The following is a 13,797-nucleotide window of genomic DNA, read 5'->3' on the forward strand; positions in this document are numbered from 1 at the left end:
CCACCACCTGCCGCGGCAACCAGCCGCGGCACACCCCACCCCACCCCACACCCGTGCATGTCGTCCCCGACGCGTCAGATTCCGCACCGCACGCCCGTGTTTCCACGTCGTGAGGCCTGCGAGGTGCACGCGTTTGACGAGATCGGATCGAGAGCGTGGGGCTCTCCCGTCTCCCCAGGTCGCCGCCTCCCCTGCAGGCGGTGTCCGAGTTCCGTTGCAACGACAGCAGACACACATCCGTCCGCCCCCCGGAGGTTCTCGTGGAGTCCTGGCAGTGTTCCCCGGCAGAGGTCACGGTCCCTCAACTGGACCTCGACCCCTACCGCTTCCCCGGCGCAGCGACCGTCGAGTCCGCGACCTGCGAGGCCTCGCCGCACAGCCGCCCAGGTGATACGGACTGGCAGCTGCCTCCCTGCGGCGAAGGCTCTCCGCAGGCTCACTGGCAGCCGTACGACCCACGCCTCACCTGGTCCCTCCAGCCTTCAGACCGGCGTCGCCTGGACCTCCACGCAGCACTGACCACCATCGGCATTCCCCCGCTCCCCGATGACCTGGAAGCCATCCACACCCTGTCCGCACTGGACGACACCACCCACGCAGCCCTCGTGCGATGGATCACCACCAGCCGCTGAACCCACAGTGCGCGCTGCCCGCCTCAAGAGGGGGCCTGCTGGGGTGGTCGGACCGCTGTTGCCGTGTCGACGTCGTGGTGGATGCGGAGAACCTGGTCGAGGCCGACGATGCGCAGGATGCGCATCGTGTTCGCGGGGACGGCCGCCAGGGCGATGTCTGCCTGGGCGGCGACGGCGTGGTTGCGGGCGAGGATGAGTGCGGTGATGCCGCTGGAGTCGCAGAACTGTATGCCGGAGAGGTCCAGGACGAGGCGTTGGCCGGGTTTCAGGCTGAGGGTTGTGACGGCTTGCCGAAGGCGGGGGGCCTGGTCGTAGTCGAGGTCGCCTGCGATGTGCAGTACGGGGCCTGTGCTGGCGTCTCGGGTGGTGATTGTCAGGGCGCTCATGTCGGATCGTGCTCTCGCGCGAAGGGGAGGGGATGGGGCACGCCAAGGGCGAGCAGAGCGGTGTCGTCGTCCAGGCCTTCGCCGAAGCTGTCGAGGAGCTCGGTGAGGGCGGTGATCAGCTCATGCGGCCCGTCATGGGTGTGGGCGGCGGTGAAGGAACGCAGGGCCTCGTCCCCGTAAAGCTCGCGGTTTGCGCCGATACGGGCTTCGGTGAGGCCGTCGGTGTAGAGGAGGAGGGTGTCGCCGGGGCCGAGTGTGGTCTCGGCGGCGGTGAAATGGGGCTCGGGCAGGATGCCGACGAGGAGACCGCCCGGCGTGGGGAGGTAGTCGGCCCGCCCCTCCCCACGCAGGACGAGAGCGGGGGGATGACCGCCGGACGCGATGCGCACGGCAACCGTTCCGGCGGCGGCATCGGGTTCCAGGATGCCGAAAATGGCGGTGCAGTAGCGCGGGTCCCCACTCGTGTAGCGCTCGTGGAGCACGGTGTTCAGGGTGGTCAGCGCGGCTGCGGGGTCGGCATCATGGAGGGCTGCGGCGCGCAGCGTGTAGCGGGTCAGGGAGGTCACGGCTGCGGCCTGGGGACCTTTGCCGCAGACGTCGCCGAGGAAGAACGCCCAGCGCTTGTCGTCCAGCGGGAACAGGTCGTAGAAGTCTCCGCCGAGCCGGTCGACGGAGGCCGTGTGGTAGTACGAGGCCGCCTCCATGCCGGGTACCGCAGGCAAAGTGGCGGGCAACAGGCTCTGCTGCAGTACCGCGAGTGCTTCCCGTAGCCGTTCGCGGTCGGCTACGGCCTGGCGACGCGCCTCGTCCGCCGCCTCGCGTTCGCGGAGCAGTTCGTTTTCGTAGGCGCGGCGCTGGCGGGCATCGAAGACGGTGGTGCGGATGAGCATCGGCTCGCCGTCGCCGCTCGTCTTCACCGTGGAGGTGACCAGGACCGGAAGGCGTCTGCCGCCCGACGCCTTGAGTTCCAGCGCGATCTCGCTGATCTTTCCCTGCATCCGCAGCAGCGGTGCGAAGTGCGTCTCGTGGTAGAGCTTGCCGCCGACGGTGAGCAGATCGGTGAAGCGCTTGCGGCCCACGACTTCCTCGCGCGTGAGGCCGAGCCAGGCCAGGAGCGTTCCGTTGACCTTGGCGATGGTGCCGTCCATCAGTGTGGACAGGTATCCGCAGGGCGCCGACTCGTAGAGTTCCTCGGCGGTGTCCTCCAGCAGAGTGGAGAACACGACGTCGGTAGCCGACTCCTCGCCCTCGGGCCGCTCCGGGTTCCGGGCGGTGCGGCTCATCACCGCAGCTTCCGCAGGAACGCGCGGACGGCTGACGCCGTGGCCTCGGGAGCGCTCAGCTGCGGGCAGTGACCCGTTGCGTCCAGAGTGATCAGGTGGCTTCCGGGGATGGCCGCGTGGACGTAGGCGCCGACCTCTCGCGGTGCGATCACGTCCTGGGCGCATTCCAGTACCAGCGTAGGTACGCTCACCGACTTCAGATCGTCACGGCTGTCGGAGAGGAACGTGGTGCGGGCGAAGACGCGGGCGATGGCCGGATCGGTGGCGCAGAAGCTGTTGGTCAGCTCCTCGCCCAGTTCCGGGCGCTCCGGGTTGCCCATGATCACCGGCGCCATCGCGGCCGACCAGCCGAGGTAGTTGGACTCGAGCGACTCCAGCAGCTCGTCGATGTCTTCGGCGCTGAACCCGCCGCGGTAGGTGTCGTCGTCGATGTAGCACGGGGAAGGGCCGACCATGACCAGGGAGGAGAGCCGCTCAGGGGCGGCGGCCGCCGCGAGGACCCCGATCATCGCGCTGACCGAGTGCCCGACGAAGGCCACGTCCTGCAGGTCCAGGGCTTCGCACACCTCGACCACGTCGCGGGCATAGCCGTCGAGCGACGAGTACCGCTCATCGCTCCAGGCGACGGCGTCGGAGCCGCCCGATCCGACATAGTCGAAGAGGACCACCTGGAATTCCTCGGCCAGCGCGGGTGCCACGAGGCGCCACATGTTCTGATCGCAGCCGAACCCGTGCGCCAGCATGACCACGGGGCTGCCGGGTGAACCGATGACGGTTACGTTGTTCCTGCGGAGGATATCCATCCGGCCATACTGCCATCCGCCGGTACCGGACGAGACGGTGCTACCACCTGGCCCACGTAGCCGCAGCGGCATCGCAGCGCCGGCAATAGCAGGAACGGGCCGCAGTGGAATGGGAAATCGGATCTGAGTCGAATGAATCCGTGTGGGTGGGGCGCTTAAATGGGTTGACGTGCAGCGGGCGCTTATGCAGGACATCGGCGAGGCAGATCCGAAGCGGCTGTAGCACTGGATGTGCTCCGTGGTGGGGAGCATCATGCACGTGAACCACGCCGGAAGTCGATCCCATCCGGGGCCCACAGCCGAAGGACGCAGTTCCCAGCCCCAAGCGCGTCAGCGTCAGGCCGGAACGATGTACTCGGCAGTCGGATCCCTCTGGCCCCGGCGTCGGCGCGATGATCCCCCGCCCGGGATGACCGGAATATCGGAGTAGAGGAATGTGTCCGGCGGCAGAAAAAGCCGGCCGATGAAGGCGCCATGTTTGGGAACCACGACCGCCACGGATATCGACACAGCGGTCCGCAGCGGTCTATGTGCGTCTGTGGTTCGACTCTTCTCCCTGCGCTGAGAATCTCCTCGCATGGACCGACATACTCTTACCTCGCCGTGACGGATATGGTGACGCCCCGGACGCAACGTTTCAGCCAAGGAAACAACCATTCCGAGGGCACGATCGGTGGTACGTCGTAAAGTGGTCGAACCGACGCCACCCCCAGGAGCGCGAAGGGAGCCCGCGCTGGTGGCGTGGCAGCCCGTGAGCAGCTGGCGGGGACCCGCAGCACACGGTCGGCGGTCTGGCGCGACTCGGGGGAGCCGAGCCGGGTCTATCGCAGCGCCGTTCAAAGGTGCGGTGCCAGTGCGGCGGCCGGTCTACACCTGGCCCAGGTCCGAACTCACCCAACGTGCCGGACGCATGTGGATCACCACCTGCTCGCCGTGGTTCTTCCACGCGTCGTCGACGTAGTCGTCTACCTTCTCAGCCGGCAGGTACCGCGAGGAGATCCACACCAGTTGCTCGCGCACCGCCGGTACGGTCGAGACGACCGGGCCCTCGACCGACACATACCGGATCGTCGGCTCCACGCGGTCGACCATCAGACTGAACCGACCTGCGGCCTCGATCAGTTCCGCCTTGCGGGAGTCGCGGCCGGTCATGATCCAGACGTCGCCGCCAGGAGAATAGTGGTACCAGATCGGTACCGTCAGCGGCGCGCGGTCATCGCCCGCACTCACGGCGAGAGCGGCGATATGGGGTTCGGCGAGGAACTGCTCACGCTCGGTTCGGGACAGTGCCACGGCATCCTCCTTCAGGACGGAAGGCGTACTCCGGGAGAACCCCGTCCCGCCGCGGCCCATTCCCTGCATGTCACCCGCAGGGCCCGCAGCACAGCGGCTCACCATGGGCCGCGCGCCGGAGTGGGGATGAGCGATCTGCGGGTCACGGTCTACGAGCACCGCGGCGGCAGGTAGGAGCCGTTGAACAGTCCTCGTGTGGGGAAGCGTCACGCGGGCGTGGGGTGCAGGGTGGCTTCGCCCGTCACGGTGATGCCTGTGCGTTGGCCGGGGCGGACTGGGGCCTGGCCGGGTACGCGTACGTCGATGGGCGCGTCCATGCCGTCGACGGCGACGGTGACCATGGCGTCATGGCCGTAGAAGCGCGTCTCCGTGACCGTGCCGGCGGCCCCTGCCGAAGCGGTGTCGGTGAGGTGGAGTTGTTCGGGGCGGAGCAGCACGACTCCTTCGCTGAGCCCGCCCGGTGGGTTCGTGAGGGGGATGCGGCCCAGGGCTGTGGTCGCCGACTGGTTGTCCGCCGTGCCGGAGACGAGTACCGCGTCACCGACGAAGGCGGCTACCCAGGGGTCGGCGGGGCGGCGGTAGACCTCGTGGGGCGTGTCGCACTGGGCGACCTTCCCGTTGCGGACGACGGCGACCAGGTCGGCCGTGGAGAGTGCCTCCTGCTGGTCGTGGGTGACGAGCAGGGCCGTGGCCCCGGTCGCGTGCAGGGCGGCGCGTACGTCGGCCCGTACGCCGGTGCGCAGGGCGGCGTCGAGGGCGTTGAACGGTTCGTCGAGGAGGACCAGAGCGGGTTTCGGTGCCAGAGCCCGGGCCAGGGCGATGCGCTGCTGCTGTCCGCCGGACAGCTCGTGCGGCATGCGGTCACCGTAGCCCGCGAGGCCGACGAGTTCGAGCATCTCCTCCGTGCGGCGACGGCGCGCGGCCCGGTCGAGGCCCGTCAGGCCGAAGGCGACGTTGCGGGCCACGCTGAGGTGGGGGAAGAGCGCGCCTTCCTGGGGCACGATGCCGATGCGGCGGCGCTCGGGCGCCAGATGGACTCCGGGGCCGGAGAGTGCGCGTCCGCCGAGGGTGACGGTGCCCGCGTCGGCGCGCAGGAATCCGGCGATGATGCGGAGCAGTGTGGTCTTGCCGCAGCCGGAGGGGCCGAGTACGGCGGCCAGTGCGCCGCCGGGGACGGTCAGGTCGAGTGCGTCGAGGACCGGCCCACCGGGGCCGTACGCCTTGCCCAGTCCGGTGATCTGAAGGTCGGTCATGTGCGGTGCCTTCCGAGGAGGTAGGACGGGATGGCGGCCAGCAGGATCAGCGCGGCTGCGTAGGGCGCGGCGGCGGCGAAGGATCCTGTACCGGTCTCCGTCCACAGGCGCGTGGCCAGGGTGTCCATGCCGGTGGGACGCAGCAGGAGGGTGGCCGGCAGCTCCTTCATGCACACGACGAAGGTGAGGGCCGCTCCGGCTGCGACCCCGGGGGCGGCCAGCGGCACGGTCACCTCGCGCAGCACCTTCAGCGGGGAGCGGCCGAGGGAGCGTGCGACGTCTTCCAGGACGGGCGGGGACTGGAGTACGGCGGCGCGGGTGCCGGCGACGGCTACGGGCAGGAACAGCACGGCGTACGCGCAGACCAGCAGCGGGAGTTCCTGGTAGACCGGTTCGGCGTAGCGGACCGCGAAGAAGACCAGGGACAGGGCCACGGTGATGCCCGGGAGGGCGTGGCCGGCGTAGGCCGACTGCTCCAGCAGCTGAGCCGTCCGGCTGCGGTAGCGCGCGGCGATCACGCCGACCGGCAGGGCGAGCAGGGTGGTGAGGGCCGCGCCCGCGGCGGCGACGCCGAGGGTGGTGGCGGCGGTGTCGAGGAGTGTGGACGGATTCCAGGTCGCGGAGTTGCCGACGGCCAGCCAGTAGCCGAGCGTCGCCAGCGGGGTGAGGACGGCGGCGCCGGTGACCGCAGCGCACCAGGTCAGAGCCGGCACCCTCCAGCGGCCCAGCTGGGCGGGGACGGCGGGGCGCGCTGTACCGCCGCCTGTCCGGGCGTGGCCGGCACGGCCCCGGGTCCGCGCCTCGGCGAAGACCAGGGCGATCGTCATCACCACCAGGACGACGCTGAGCGCGGCGGCCGGGGTGCGGTCGAAGCTGGCCCGGTAGGAGGTGTAGATGCCGCGGGTGAAGGTGTCGTACCGCATCAGCGACACGGCTCCGAAGTCGGAGAACACGTACAGCGCGACGAGTACGGCCCCACCGGCGGCGGCGGGGCGCAGCTGCGGCAGGGTCACACGCAGAAAGGTTTTCAGGGGTCCGTGGCCGAGCGAGCGGGCGACCTCCTCCTGGGCCGGATCGTTGCCGCGCAGCGCGGCGGTGACGGGGAGATAGACGTACGGGAAGCTCACCAGGGTCAGGGCGAGCGCAGCCCCGGTGAAACCGGCGAAGTCGGGGAAGGCGGACAGCCAGGCGAAGGCGGCGACGTAGCTGGGCACGGCCAGCGGCAGGGTCACCAGCACCGACCAGGCCCGGGCGCCCGGCAGCGAGGTCCGTACGGTCAGCCACGCCAGCGAGACACCGAGGACCAGGCACGCTGCGACGACCACGGCGGCCAGTCCGAGGCTGCGGACCAGGAGTTGGGCGGTGCGTTCGTTGGCGATGACGTCCCAGGCGAAGGCGGGGCCGCGCTCCAGGGAGCGGACGGCGAGGTAGCCGAGCGGCAGCAGGGCGAACACTGCGGCGACGGTCGCGGGAATGAGCAGGACGGCAGGCGGGCGGCGCCCGGCACGCGACCGCCCGGTCGGCGTGGCGGCGCCGGCCGGGCGGGGGTCGGTGGCGGGATCCGTCGGCGCGACGGGATCCGTGGAGCGCATGACGGGTTAGACCATCCCGGCTTCCTGGAGCATCTTCAGGGTCTCCTGCAGCGATTCCAGCTTCCCAAGGTCGATCTTGGGGGAGTCCAGGGAGGCCAGCGGCGGCAGGTCCTTGACCGTGCTGGTGACTCCTGCCGCCAGCGGGTATTCCTTGGTGTCGTCGGCGAAGTACTTCTGGGCCTTCTCGGAGAGCAGGAAGTCGACGGCCTTCTGGGCGGCAGGTGCCTGGTCGCTGCCCTTGATGATGCCGACGCCTGCGGTGTTGACGAGGGCGCCGGGGTCGCCGCCCGGCAGGAAGTGGATCTTCGCCTTGACCTTGGTCTCGCCCTTCTCGGCGACCTGCTCGTACCAGTAGTAGTGGTTGACCAGGCCGAGGGAGACCTCGCCCTTGCCGACGCCGTCCAGGACCTTGAGGTTGTTCTCGTACACCTTCGGCTCGTTGGCCTTCAGGCCCTTCAGCCAGGCCCGGGTGGCGTCGTCGCCTTCCAGGACGCGCATGCCGGTGACGAAGGCCTGGAAGGAGGCGTTGGTCGGAACGTAGCCGATCTTGCCCTTCCATTCCGGCTTGACCAGGTCGTGCACGCTGTCGGGAACCTTGGTTACCTTGCCCGGGTTGTAGGCGAGGACGCGGACGCGTCCGGAGGTCCCCACCCAGTCACCGGCGCCCCCGCGGAAGCCGGCCTCCACCTTGTCGAGGGATGCCTGGGGAAGCTTCTCCAGCAGGCCCTTGGTGGACAGGGCCCCGAGAGCGCCGGCGTCCTGGGAGAAGAACAGGCCGGCCTTGGTCTTGCCGCCCTCCTCCTGGATCTGAGCGGCGAGTTCGGCGCTCTCGCCGTAGCGGACGGCGACCGTGGTGCCGACGGCCTTCTCCAGCTCGTCCAGGAGGGGCTTGACCAGCTTCTCGTTGCGGCCGGAGTAGATGACGAGCCCTGCGTCGTCCTCGTCGACGCCGCAGCCTGCAACGCCGGGGAGGAGAAGTGCTGCCGCGAAAAGCGCGGTCAAGCGTCGGACCAAGGGGCGTCGCATGGGAAGCCTTCCTGCAAGGGCAGTGGAGAACCGGGTAACGCCCCATAAGTAAGGTAAAGCTAACCTAAAGGTCAAGAGTGACGCACACAACAAATCGGCCGGCCCCCGTATCGGCGGAGCCGACTCTACCCTTTGTTTTCCTGTGGATCTTCAATGAGTCACTTGTGACTTTCCTGTGACTATCCGGCGAGGTAAGGCTTTCCTAAGATTCGCCCGTGACAGTCCTCCCCGACCTGCTTCCAGGCGCCAAGTCGGTCCCGTTCGCCCACGGCCTCGCCGCCCACGGCGACCGGACCGCCGTCATCACGGCCGAAGGCCAGGTCAGCTACGCCCAGCTGGCCGCGCGCGTGGACAGGGCGGCCCGCCGCCTCGGCCGGGAACGCCGTCTGGTCCTGCTGGCCGGTGCCAACACCCTCGATGCCCTCGTCGTCCACCTCGCCGCCCTCGCGGCCGGCCACCCCGTCCTCCTGGTGCCGGGCGACCACCCCGAAGCCGTCCAGTCCCTGATCGACGCATACGACCCCGATGTCGTGGCACACCCCGAGGACGGGGAATGGCTGCTCGACGAGCGACGCGCGGTCTCGGCGCACGACCTGCACCCGGACCTCGCCCTCCTCCTGAGCACCTCCGGATCGACCGGATCGCCCAAGCTCGTCCGCCTGTCGCACGAAAACCTCCAGGCCAACGCGGAGTCCATCGCCCAGTACCTCGGCATCCGCGACACCGACCGCGCCGCCACCACCCTGCCCCTGCACTACTGCTACGGCCTGTCCGTCGTCCACAGCCACCTGATGCGCGGCGCCGCTCTGATCCTGACCGACCTTTCCGTCGCGGACACCTGCTTCTGGGAACTCTTCACAGCCGGCCGGGGGACGACCTTCGCCGGGGTTCCGTACACCTTCGACCTGCTCGACAGGGTCGCATTCGCCGACATGGAACTGCCCCACCTGCGCTACATCACCCAGGCCGGCGGACGCCTGGCACCCGACCAGGTCCAGCGGTACGCCGCACTCGGCCGCGCCGCCGACTGGGACTTCTTCGTGATGTACGGCCAGACCGAGGCGACGGCCCGCATGGCCTACCTGCCGCCGCACCTCGCTGAATCCCGCCCCGAGGCAGCGGGCATAGCCATCCCCGGCGGTGCCTTCCGCCTCCACCCCTTGCCCGAACGCCCCGAAGAGAACACCGGCGAACTGGTCTACTCAGGCCCCAACGTCATGCTCGGCTACGCCCGCACCCCCGGCGACCTCGCCCTGGGCCGCACCGTGCACGAACTCCACACCGGCGACATAGCACGCCGCACCCCCGACGGGCTCTACGAAATCCTCGGCCGGAGCAGCCGCTTCGCGAAGATCCTCGGCCTGCGCATCGACCCCGGACAGATCGAGGCGATGCTCGCACGGCACGACGTCACCGCCCTGTGTACCGGCGACGACGAGGCCCTCTGTGTCGTAGCCGTCGGTGCCCTCGAATCCGAAGCCCGCACGATAGGCAGGCTCGTCGCCAAAGAGTGCGGTCTGCCGGCCCGTGCGGTCCGCGTCCGTATCCTCCCGGACCTTCCCCGCCTGCCCACGGGCAAGCCCGATTACCAGGCTGTTCGCGAACTGAGCCGCCAGGCGCCGGACACCGCCACCGGTCCCGGGGCCACCCCGGACGGCATCCCGGAAAGCCTCTGCCGGCTCTATGCGAGGGTCCTCGACCGCACGGACGTGACGGACGAGAGTTCGTTCGTCAGCCTGGGAGGAGACTCGCTCTCGTACGTCGAGATGTCGATCCACCTCGAGGAGCGACTCGGCCACCTGCCGGCCAACTGGCACACGACACCGATCCGGGACCTCCGACAGCCCGAGCAGCCGGTTTCCTCCTCCCGCAAGCGGGCGTTGGAGACCAGCGTCGCGCTCCGCGCCCTGGCGATCTTCTGCATCGTCGGATCCCATATCCATGTCTTCGGCATCAAGGGCGGGGCGCACATCCTCCTTGCCGTCGCCGGATACAACTTCGCCCGCTTCCACCTCACCGCCGCAAAACGGCGCGTACGCCTACGCCGGATCTGGACCGCCATCGCCCGCATCACACTGCCGAGCATGGCCTGGATCGGCCTGATCCTCCTGCTCAACGACGACTACACGCTCGCCAACCTCTTCCTGCTCGACAGTGTCTTCGGGCCAGAAGACCTCAAGACCGGGATGCAGTTCTGGTTCATCGAGGCCCTCGTCTACATCCTGATCGCCGCCGTCGCGATCCTCGGCCTCCCGGTCGTGGACCGTGCTGAGCGCCGGTTCCCGTACACCCTGCCCCTGGCACTCGCCGGCCTGGGACTGCTCACCCGCTACGACCTCGTCGGCCTGCCGCACCGCGAGCAGATACCTGACGCGATCACCGTCTTCTGGCTGTTCGCCCTCGGCTGGGCGGCGGCGAAGGCCACCACCGTGCGACAGCGCCTGCTGGTCACCGCCGCGGCCCTGGCCACCGTGCCGGGCTTCTTCCCCGGCGACCCCGGCCGCGAAGCGATCATCATGGCCGGCTTCGCGCTACTGGTGTGGGTGCCCACCATCCCCAGCCGCGAGCGCCTCAACCAACTCGCAGGTCTCCTCGCGACCAGCTCCCTGTACATCTACCTGACCCACTGGCAGATCTTCCCACTCATCGACGGGTTCTCCCGGCACCTGGCGTTCTTCGCCTCACTCGTCTTCGGCATCGCCTACGCGACGGGCGTCGCCCGACTGACGAGAGCGCTGCGCGGATTGCGTACTGACCAGGGCGGCCTGGCCTACAACCCGCTCATCGGCAGACGAGGATTCCGCCGAGGCAGGTGACCGGTCGGCGCGAGCAGCAGCAGCCGCTCCTGCGGCTCCGAGACGACGGCAAGCCTGAGCCGGACGCAGCCCGGGCATCGAGTGGCCGGCCCCTTGAGGACGATGGGTTCCGGTGGAACCTGCGCCGACTGATGGCGACCCTGGACATGTTCCAGACCACCGACCTGGTGCCCAGGCTCGCTGAGTACGGCATCCACCTGTCGCGAGCAGGTGTACCGGCTGGTGACCAGGATCCGCAACGTCTGTCGATGGACACCCTGGCCGCGTTGCGCGGGATCCTGCAATGCACCCCGGCCGACCTGATCGAAGTGGTCGAGGTGCGCACGCAGGTCGTCAAGCCTGCCGCCTCCGGCGAGAGTGCCCCTTGTGCGGTGGCGCCGCCCGCCCGCCGGAGTTCGAAGCCATCGACCGGCGGTACTGCAAGCCGTCCGCCGAGGCGATCGCCGAGGTGACGAGTCTGCTTGCGCCCGGAGACGGCCACCGCTGAACCAGGTCTGGTCTGAGCGATCGCTTGGTGCCTCGCGGCCAGGAGGCAGGCTGAGCTACAGCGGCCGGGTGAGCGCGGCCCGGATCGCCAGCCACAGGCGGATGGGAGGTGGACGGTGAGGGGTCGCATGCGGCCGTCGTCGGTGGTGCCGACGGCTGCGGAGTATCCGAACCGCAACTGGGCCTGTGGAAAATCGAGTTGATGCGAAGCGACCCCATCCGTTGTCAGTGGCACGGCATAGCTGCAGGGACAGAAATAGGGAACCGTTCACGCATGGATGCGTGTCTCCGAGCACACAGCAAGACGTGTCCGGGCGGGCCCGGCTCGATCCTCAGGGGGGATCTTGACTTCAGCACACCGCGGACGACTACGAGCCCTGGCCGCCGGCGTACTCGCCCTGGCCGTCGGCGCCCTGGTCGCCGCCCCGAGCAGCGCAGCCGAGCAGCACCGCCTACCCGGCTCCGCCACCGCACCGCCCGCGGGCGGCCCGGAACCTGAGTCGGCCTCCGGGCCCGCACCGCGCAGCGACCGCCAGTACCCGAGCGTCGTCCCGCCCGGCCGCGCCACGGAGCCGGCGCGGGTGGCCGCCGCCAAGCCGCGGCACGACGTCGACGGGGACGGCCTCAGCGACATGATCGTCATGGAGTACGACCAGAGCACGGGCGTCTACCTGTCGTCGATCTCGGCCTGGAGCGACTACACGATCTACAAGACCGACCCCGAAGCCTCGTTCAAGGACCTGCTGCCGGTGGGCGATGTGGGCGGCACGACCAAGCCCGAGCTGCTCTCCCTCTCCTTCGACGGCGTGCTCACGCTCTACGAGGCCGGCCTGAAGTCCACGTCGGCGCCCCTGTGGTCCGGCGGCGGCTGGCAGAAGTACAACCGCCTCATCGCCACCGGCGATATCACCGGAGACCGCCACCCCGACCTGCTGGCCCGCGACCACGCCGGCGACCTGTGGCTGTACACGGGGACCGGAACGGTCAGCAAGCCCTTCAACTCGCGGGTCAAGGTCGGCTCCGGCTGGGGGATCTACGACCAGATCGTCGGCGCCAGCGACGTCGACGGCGACGGCCTCGGCGACGTCCTCACCCGCACCCTGACCGGTGATCTCTGGTTCCACAAGGGATCCGGCAGCGCCAGCGCACCGCTCAAGCCCCGCGTCAAGGTCGGCACCGGCTGGAACACCTACAACGTCGTCAGCGGGCCGGACGACGTCGACGGCGACGGCCTGAGCGACCTGGTCGCCCGCAACCGTGACGGCTTGCAGTACTTCTACAAGTCAATCGGTGGAGGCAAGTTCGCCGCACCCACCTACTACGGCAGCGGGTGGGAACGCAACAAGTTCATGGTCGGCGCCGGCACCACGCAGCTCTACGGCAAGGGTCAGAACCTCATGACCCAGACCAACAACACCCTGGCCAAGTACTACGCCCTGGCCAACGGCGACTACCTGTCGCCGCCGACCAACGCCGGCACCGAGACGCCCGGGTCCCGCAACACGTACGCCACCGGGCTCAACAGCCACAACCACGCCAGTTACGTGCAGAACATCGGCAGCGACCTGTACATCCGCGGCCAGAAGGTCAGCACGACGTGGAACTACACGCTCATGGTCGGCCCCGGCGACCTCACCGGCGACGGCAAGGGCGACCTGCTCAGCCGCGACTCCGCCGGCGTCCTGTGGCTGCACCCCGGCGACGGCGCGGTGTACACCAAGCTCGGCACACGCATCAAGGTCGGCAGCGGCTGGAACGCCTACAACGCGCTCGTCGGCGCCGGCGACTACTCCGGCGACGGGCGGCCCGACCTGCTCGCCCGGGACACCTCCGGCCGGCTGTTCCTCTACAAGGGGACCGGGACGTCCACCGCGCCGTTCGCCGCGCGGGAGCAGATCGCGAGCGGCTGGGGCGTGTACGACATGCTGGTCGTGCCAGGTGACATCGACGGCGACAGCAAGGGCGACGTGCTCGCCCGCCTCCCGAACGGCGACATGTACCTGTACACCTCAACGGGCAACGCCGGCACCGCGACCTTCACCGCCCGCGTGAAGTTCGGCACCGGCTGGAACATCTACAAGAACATGATCTGAGTTCCGCGGCCGCCCGGCGGCCAGTCCGCGATGAGCGACGGCGAGGGCCTGTCCACCGGCACCAGTCGGCGGGCAGGCCCGCGTCCGTTGCGCTGCCGTGGCCCGCACGGGTCGACCATCGGGTCCTGGTGACG

General features: G+C 69.3%; 11 protein-coding genes. 4 read left to right on the top strand and 7 right to left on the bottom strand.

The window, feature by feature from the left end; all coding sequences use genetic code 11:
- Positions 1 to 260: 260 nt before the first annotated feature.
- Complete coding sequence (locus tag ACWGIF_RS11875; protein ID WP_453494778.1) at positions 261 to 632, top strand: hypothetical protein; 372 nt, start codon at positions 261 to 263, stop codon at positions 630 to 632.
- A 23-nt stretch (positions 633 to 655) separates the two neighbouring features.
- Here ACWGIF_RS11875 and ACWGIF_RS11880 read toward each other — a convergent pair whose 3' ends face one another.
- From ACWGIF_RS11880 to ACWGIF_RS11910, 7 genes are all read right to left on the bottom strand, one after another.
- Complete coding sequence (locus ACWGIF_RS11880; RefSeq protein ID WP_453494781.1) at positions 656 to 1,018, bottom strand: STAS domain-containing protein; 363 nt, start codon at positions 1,016 to 1,018, stop codon at positions 656 to 658.
- On the bottom strand, positions 1,015 to 2,301 hold the full coding sequence (locus ACWGIF_RS11885) for a PP2C family protein-serine/threonine phosphatase (protein ID WP_453494783.1): 1,287 nt from the start codon (positions 2,299 to 2,301) through the stop codon (positions 1,015 to 1,017). Before ACWGIF_RS11885 ends, ACWGIF_RS11880 begins: the two co-directional genes overlap by 4 nt.
- Positions 2,301 to 3,104 carry an alpha/beta fold hydrolase gene (locus ACWGIF_RS11890; RefSeq protein WP_453494786.1) on the bottom strand — a complete coding sequence of 268 codons (804 nt, stop codon included), beginning with the start codon at positions 3,102 to 3,104 and terminating at the stop codon, positions 2,301 to 2,303. Before ACWGIF_RS11890 ends, ACWGIF_RS11885 begins: the two co-directional genes overlap by 1 nt.
- Positions 3,105 to 3,971: 867 nt before the next feature.
- Positions 3,972 to 4,397, bottom strand: a complete 426-nt coding sequence (locus ACWGIF_RS11895) for a pyridoxamine 5'-phosphate oxidase family protein (RefSeq protein ID WP_453494789.1) — start codon at positions 4,395 to 4,397, stop codon at positions 3,972 to 3,974.
- A 206-nt stretch (positions 4,398 to 4,603) separates the two neighbouring features.
- Positions 4,604 to 5,650 (bottom strand): ABC transporter ATP-binding protein, encoded by a 1,047-nt coding sequence (locus ACWGIF_RS11900; protein WP_453494792.1) that lies wholly within the window; start codon positions 5,648 to 5,650, stop codon positions 4,604 to 4,606.
- Positions 5,647 to 7,242 carry an ABC transporter permease gene (locus ACWGIF_RS11905; protein ID WP_453494795.1) on the bottom strand — a complete coding sequence of 532 codons (1,596 nt, stop codon included), beginning with the start codon at positions 7,240 to 7,242 and terminating at the stop codon, positions 5,647 to 5,649. The genes ACWGIF_RS11900 and ACWGIF_RS11905 overlap by 4 nt, the downstream gene beginning before the upstream one ends.
- Positions 7,243 to 7,248: 6 nt before the next feature.
- Complete coding sequence (locus ACWGIF_RS11910) at positions 7,249 to 8,268, bottom strand: iron ABC transporter substrate-binding protein (RefSeq protein ID WP_453494798.1); 1,020 nt, start codon at positions 8,266 to 8,268, stop codon at positions 7,249 to 7,251.
- Positions 8,269 to 8,483: 215 nt separating this feature from the next.
- Between ACWGIF_RS11910 and ACWGIF_RS11915 the strand changes: the two genes are divergently transcribed.
- The 3 genes from ACWGIF_RS11915 (at position 8,484) to ACWGIF_RS11925 (ending at position 13,663) form a co-directional block, all read left to right on the top strand.
- A complete protein-coding gene (locus tag ACWGIF_RS11915; RefSeq protein ID WP_453494801.1) occupies positions 8,484 to 11,084 on the top strand; it encodes an AMP-binding protein in 2,601 nt (866 codons plus the stop codon).
- Complete coding sequence (locus tag ACWGIF_RS11920) at positions 11,081 to 11,536, top strand: helix-turn-helix domain-containing protein (protein WP_453494804.1); 456 nt, start codon at positions 11,081 to 11,083, stop codon at positions 11,534 to 11,536. The genes ACWGIF_RS11915 and ACWGIF_RS11920 overlap by 4 nt, the downstream gene beginning before the upstream one ends.
- Positions 11,537 to 11,914: 378 nt before the next feature.
- The gene (locus tag ACWGIF_RS11925) at positions 11,915 to 13,663 is read left to right on the top strand and encodes an FG-GAP repeat domain-containing protein (RefSeq protein WP_453494806.1); all 1,749 of its coding nucleotides are present in this window, start codon (positions 11,915 to 11,917) and stop codon (positions 13,661 to 13,663) included.
- The last annotated feature ends 134 nt before the right edge of the window (positions 13,664 to 13,797 follow it).

The organism is Streptomyces sp. NPDC054849, assembly GCF_053610945.1.

Excerpts from the sequence above, each read along its gene's own strand:
- ACWGIF_RS11880 (WP_453494781.1), bottom strand. The coding sequence starts at position 1,018 with ATGAGCGCCCTGACAATCACCACCCGAGACGCCAGCACAGGCCCCGTA.
- ACWGIF_RS11885 (WP_453494783.1), bottom strand. The coding sequence starts at position 2,301 with ATGAGCCGCACCGCCCGGAACCCGGAGCGGCCCGAGGGCGAGGAGTCG.
- ACWGIF_RS11910 (WP_453494798.1), bottom strand. The coding sequence starts at position 8,268 with ATGCGACGCCCCTTGGTCCGACGCTTGACCGCGCTTTTCGCGGCAGCA.
- ACWGIF_RS11890 (WP_453494786.1), bottom strand. The coding sequence starts at position 3,104 with ATGGATATCCTCCGCAGGAACAACGTAACCGTCATCGGTTCACCCGGC.
- ACWGIF_RS11900 (WP_453494792.1), bottom strand. The coding sequence starts at position 5,650 with ATGACCGACCTTCAGATCACCGGACTGGGCAAGGCGTACGGCCCCGGT.
- ACWGIF_RS11905 (WP_453494795.1), bottom strand. The coding sequence starts at position 7,242 with ATGCGCTCCACGGATCCCGTCGCGCCGACGGATCCCGCCACCGACCCC.